Source organism: Calditrichota bacterium (assembly GCA_014359355.1).
GTDB lineage: Bacteria > Zhuqueibacterota > Zhuqueibacteria > JANLFK01 > Oleimicrobiaceae > Oleimicrobium.
The window spans coordinates 1-5549 of sequence record JACIZP010000335.1 but is presented as its reverse complement, the minus strand read 5'-3'; the positions used below and the strand labels follow the sequence as shown (position 1 = coordinate 5549).

Genomic DNA, 5549 nt, shown 5'->3' with positions numbered 1-5549 from the left:
GGCTTGGAGTAGCGCCCCGAATGGGTGAGCTGCAGTACGCAGACGATCTCGCGCTGACCGCCAAACGACGTGCGCGCGGCCTGCCGTGTTTCCTCCACCAGCCGCGCGAAGTCATCCACGTTGTCAGGGTGGATCCACAACTGGCGCGGGTTGGACCTCCCCTCTGGCACCACAGCAGTAGCCTCAAACCAGATGAAACCGCTTCCCCCGGCGGCGTAACGCCGGTAGCGACGGAAGGTGAGATCCCCTGGTCCGCCGTCCGGGGCTGCGTCGAAGCCCTCGATGGGATGAACCAGAAAACGATTGGGCAGCCTCCTTCCGGCAATGGTGAGCTTGTCGAAGAGGATGCTGAGATCTTCGTCGTAAGGCAAAGTGAGTCCCAGATCCCGCAGCTTGGCGAAGAGGTCTTCCTTGCTCTTGAAATTGAATCGCTGATGTTGTGCCATAATACCTCCACGCTCGAACAAACCAGTTTACGAAGAGAGTTAATCCGAGGAAGAAACCGACCGGCCCTTGCCACAGGCGATAGTGTCGCCCGAGGTCTGGGTGCGTAATTGCCCGCCTTGGGGAATGCGAAGGCCAACGAGCACGGCAATTCGGGCGTTACTGAAGCCCAAGTGGACGACAAATATAGAAAATCACCCGTCAAAATCCAAGTGATTATTCCCTTCCGCCTTCGCCCAAAGCCCAATCTGCCATCTCATCAGCGGTCGCACAGCAGGGCCTTGCTCCCCGTGCTGTGGGGGCCAGGTCGCTTTACCGCTTGCTTTGTTCGCCCGTATTTGATATATTCCACTTCCGACGTAGCCTACAGGAGAGCGCATGTCACCGCATTGGCCTTCGCGAATCAACGACGAAGCACAGCTTGAGGACCTCCTCTCAGAACCTTCTCCAGAGGTAATTGCGGCATTTGCTGCACTCCAAGGGGACATCCTCATTCTCGGTGTGGGTGGCAAGATCGGCCCCTCGCTGGCCCGCATGGCTAAGCGGGCCTCGGAGGCGGCAGGGGTCGCACGTCGCATCATTGGCGTGGCGCTCTTCGAGAGCGAGCAAGCCCGAGCTGAATTGGAGCGCGACGGCATTGAGGCCATCCACGGGGACCTCCTCGACCGGGCTTTCTTGGAACGCCTGCCGGATGTGCCCAACGTTATCTTCATGGCCGGCATGAAATTCGGTTCGGTGGCGAACCTCCCTCTCACCTGGGCCATCAACTGCTACCTGCCTGCGCTGGTCGCGGAACGCTTTCGCGGTTCGCGAATTGTCGCCTTTTCCACAGGCTGCGTGTATCCGCTGGTGCCCGTAGGGAGCGGCGGTTCGCTGGAAACTGACCCCCCGCAGCCAGTGGGCGAATACGCCCAATCGTGCTTGGGCCGCGAAAGAATGTTTGAGTACGCCTCCCTGCACTATCACACCCCCGTGGCTATCATTAGGTTGAACTATGCCGTAGAGATGCGCTACGGAGTGCTCGTCGATATAGCCCAGAAGGTGTTTGCCGACGAGCCCATTGACCTGAGCATGGGGCACGTGAATGTGATCTGGCAGGGTGACGTCAACGCAATGGTGCTCCGCTGCCTGCAGCACTGTCAGTCTCCAGCCCTGGTGTTGAACGTCACAGGACCGGAGACGGCAGCAGTGCGCTGGCTGGCTACCCAATTCGGCGCACTTTTCGGCAAGGAGCCAAAGTTCGTGGGACAGGAAAGCGACACCGCGCTCCTGAGCAATGCAGCCCGGGCCTTCGGGCTTTTTGGCTACCCGAGGATTCCATTGGAGGTGCTGATTCGGTGGACGGCCGATTGGATTGCCAGTGGCCGACCGCTGCTGCACAAGCCAACCCACTTTGAAGTAAGGAATGGGAAGTTCTGAGGCGCATCGATGTCCTATCCGTCTCTCCCTGCAGAGCTTTTGGCGCGCGTGCGTGCGGGGATGGTGATCCCTGCCCATCCGCTGGCGCTCAGCCGGCGACGCACCCTTGACGAACGCCGCCAACGTGCGCTCACCCGCTACTACTTGGACGCCGGGGTCGGCGGGGTCGCTGTGGCAGTGCATACGACCCAGTTCGCCATTCGCAAACCGACCGTGGGGCTTCTGCGGCCTGTGTTGGAGCTGGCAAGCGAAGAGGTTGACCGCTATATGAGGTCCACCGGCAGGCCGGTGCTGAAGGTGGCGGGGGTCGTGGGCAGAACGGCCCAGGCGGTGCGCGAAGCGGAACTGGCAGCCCAGTTGGGCTACCATGCGGTACTCCTGAGCCTGGCGGCGTTCAAGAAAGCGACCAACCAAGAGCTCATCTCCCACTGCCGCGCCGTTGCGTCGGTCATGCCGCTATTCGGCTTTTATCTGCAGCCGGCAGTCGGCGGACGCGTTCTGGATGTCGACTTTTGGCGACGCTTTGCCTGCATAGAGAATGTGGTTGCCATCAAGATAGCGCCGTTCAACCGCTACCAGACCTTGGACGTCGTGCGGGGCGTGGTCGAGTCAGGACGTGGCGAAGAGATCGCCCTGTACACGGGCAATGACGATAACATCGTGATCGACCTTCTCACCACCTACTCCCTGCCAGTTGGCTGCACCAGGGTCCAGAAACGCATCGTCGGCGGATTGCTGGGTCACTGGGCAGTGTGGACGAAAAAGGCAGTGGAGCTTTTCGCCCGGGTGAGTGCTGTGGCAGCCAGCGGCGGGGATATTCCGGCTGAGCTCCTGACGCTCGCCGCACGGGTGACCGACTGCAACGCCGCATTCTTCGACGCCGCCCACGGCTTTGCCGGCTGCATCGTCGGTCTGCACGAAGTCCTCAGGCGCCAAGGCCTGCTGCAAGGAGTACGGACCCTGGACCCGAACGAGCGCCTGTCCGCAGCGCAAAAGGCGGAAATCGACCGGGTCTATGCCGCTTATCCCGAGTTGAACGACGATACATTCGTCGCAGAGAATCTCCACAGGTGGCTGTCGTGAAAAGTGTGACCACGTCATTGCTTTACCAGGGAGACATGCTATGAGCAAGCTGCTGCGCGTTGCTATCATCTGCCTGTTGGTTTCGTCCAGCTTCGCCGAAATGGGATTTGCGCGCACCTTGTACGTGGTGACGCGCAGCACCAAGGTCTTCAGATTGTCGAAGCGGGATTTCCCCAGCGTAGGGCTGTTCGCCACCCGGGACAGGGGCCAAACATGGGAGCACTTTGGCTGGCATTACACCAAGTGCTTTTCCGGGGCGACTGCTGTGGTCAACGGCCAACGCGTCTACTACCTGGCCTGCGGCAATGGCGTGCAAAAGTCCCCGGACGGCGGCCAGTCATGGATCATCACCACCGGCTGGAACATCACGGAGTGCTTAAAGGTGGCAATCGATCCGCGCAACAGCGACGTCGTTTACACCGCTTCTGCCTATGGGATCTTTAAGACTGCCGACGGGGGTAAGACCTGGCAGGAGAAGAACCGCGGGCTCGCCAGCACGTTCACTGCCGCGCTGATTATCGACCCAGATGACCCGGAAACCCTCTACTGCGCCACCGAAGCCGGGGTCTGCCGGAGCAGGGACGGAGCCGAACACTGGGAGCCAATCGGCTTGCTGGGCTTGGGTGTGCGGACGATTGTGCAGCACCCCGTATACCGCGATATGCTTGCTGCGGGCACCGAGGAAGACGGGGTATGGCTCTCTTCCGACCGCGGTACTACCTGGCATCCCGCGAATGCGGGTCTCACGCACAGGACTGTATACGCGCTTGCCTTTGCGCCTCAAGACGACCGCACGATGTACGCTGGCACCTTCCAGGGCGGGGTCTTCAAGTCTGAAGACGGGGGCGCCTCCTGGAGGAGTTGCAACGAGGGCCTGCGCGTGCTGGATATCCACGCGGTGCTGGTCGACCCGGATGACAAGAGCACCGTCTATCTCGGCACGCTCAACGATGGCGTGTGGTGCAGCACTGACGGCGGCGCCCACTGGCACTTCATCGGTTTGGAAACAAGCCAAGTCTGGGACATGTTCTTCGAGTAGACTTATGACCTCTCACCTTCTGGCAGCATGGAGCATTGACATGGCACGAGTGCACTTTGCTTTCGGGATGGCGGCCCTGTTCCTGTTCTGCGTTAACTGTCTGGCGTCCGCCGGCGAAACCGGCTACAAGGAAAGACTCAATCAGGTGCTGGCCTGGGCTGATACGTGCAAGAGTGAGGGTTTCTTCTCTGCGGCAGCCAAGATCTACAACGGCGCGCACAAAGAGCAAGGGCTCCGCACCTTTTCGCGCGCGCTGCGCCGCTTAGAAAAGTCGCCCTCAGGCATGTTCGACATCTACAGTCTGATGATCAGCTACATGGCGGTGCGGGACCGGCTCCCGGATAGCCTCAAACAACAGGTGCGCGAGGCAATGCTTACCGCGCGCTTCTATCGCGGCGACACCGAAAACCACCTCACCATGTACTACACAGGGCTTTACCTGGCCGCTCAGGCCTTCCCCGACCTCCCCCCGGAGCAGTGGTACACAGGCAAGTCTGCTGCAGAGAACATGGAGGAAGCACGCGCCTGGCTGGACTACTGGATGCGCACCACCACGACCATCGGCCAGGGAGAGTACGATTCCCCCACCTACATGGCGTTTTTCCTCGCGCCCATGTTTGGGCTCTCGCAATGGGCCGAAGACCCCGTGATGCGGGACAATGCCAAGGCGATGCTGTACTGGTTGATCGCTGACTTTGCGGTGGAGCACTTGGAGGGGATGTACGTCGGCGCTCACAGCCGCGAGTACCCGGAGCGCCTGCTCGACAAGACGAATCCCGCTTCGGTGATGAATAGCTGGGCGTGGCTCTTCTTTGGCAGGACCCCGCCGCGGTTCGATGATACGTTGCTCGCCGCAGCGTTCAGCGACTTTGTGCTTCCCGAGGTCTTTTACCGCATCGGCACTGACCGCAGCAGGCCGTACGTGCACACCGAAACCAAGCGCGTGCGCAACATCATGCGCCTCGGCACAGAGAAAAACCCGCCTGTCTACAAATACACCTACATGACGAAAGACTATGCGCTCGGCTCGATGATGGGCGGTGGCATTCTGCAGCCTATTCAGCAGCATGTGTGGGACGTGAGCTTTGTCACTGAGAGCCGGCACGCCTCCATTTTCTCGGTTCACCCCTACATCGGCGAGGAAGACTTGGGCATGTTTTTCCCGGAAGAGATGAAGTTTGCCCTTGACGAGGTCACCCGCTTCCACACCTACTATGGCAGCGAGAACAAGTGGTCGTCCAGCTCGCCCTACGAGAAGACTTTTCAGCACAAGAATGCGTTGATCGTCCTATATGACATTCCGCCCGGCACGACTTTTCCGCACATCGATACTTACTTTCCCAAAGATCTGGCGCGGCGCGAAGTAGACCCTTCCGGGTGGATATTCGTCCAGGGCGGACGGAGCTACATCGCCTACTTTCCGCTCAAACCGGGCGAGTGGATGGAGGAACCAGAGGGCTATCGCTTCCGCAGTTACGCCTTGCGAAACGGCTGCGTCGTGGAAGTGGCGCAGCAGGACGAGTACACATCTTTCGAGGAGTTCAAGGAAAAGATCCGGCACAAT

5 protein-coding genes are annotated in these 5549 nt (G+C 60.0%); 4 read left to right on the top strand and 1 reads right to left on the bottom strand.

Features of this window, described 5'->3' with window-relative positions:
- On the bottom strand, positions 1–446 hold a 446-nt coding region (locus H5U38_14255), incomplete at its 3' end, for a hypothetical protein (GenBank protein ID MBC7188182.1).
- Between the two features lie 400 nt (positions 447–846).
- On the opposite strand from H5U38_14255, the gene H5U38_14250 reads away from it, so the two are divergent.
- The 4 genes from H5U38_14250 to H5U38_14235 form a co-directional block, all read left to right on the top strand.
- Entirely contained in the window at positions 847–1863 is a 1017-nt protein-coding gene (locus H5U38_14250; GenBank protein MBC7188181.1) for an NAD(P)-dependent oxidoreductase, read from the top strand.
- A gap of 9 nt (positions 1864–1872) precedes the next feature.
- Complete coding sequence (locus tag H5U38_14245) at positions 1873–2946, top strand: dihydrodipicolinate synthase family protein (GenBank protein MBC7188180.1); 1074 nt, start codon at positions 1873–1875, stop codon at positions 2944–2946.
- Between the two features lie 40 nt (positions 2947–2986).
- A complete protein-coding gene (locus H5U38_14240) occupies positions 2987–3985 on the top strand; it encodes a hypothetical protein (protein MBC7188179.1) in 999 nt (332 codons plus the stop codon).
- A gap of 40 nt (positions 3986–4025) precedes the next feature.
- A partial coding sequence (locus tag H5U38_14235) for a hypothetical protein (protein MBC7188178.1) occupies positions 4026–5549 on the top strand: 1524 nt, incomplete at its 3' end.

Coding starts and splice junctions, on each gene's coding strand:
- H5U38_14240 (MBC7188179.1), top strand. CDS start 2,987: ATGAGCAAGCTGCTGCGCGTTGCTATCATCTGCCTGTTGGTTTCGTCC.
- H5U38_14245 (MBC7188180.1), top strand. CDS start 1,873: ATGTCCTATCCGTCTCTCCCTGCAGAGCTTTTGGCGCGCGTGCGTGCG.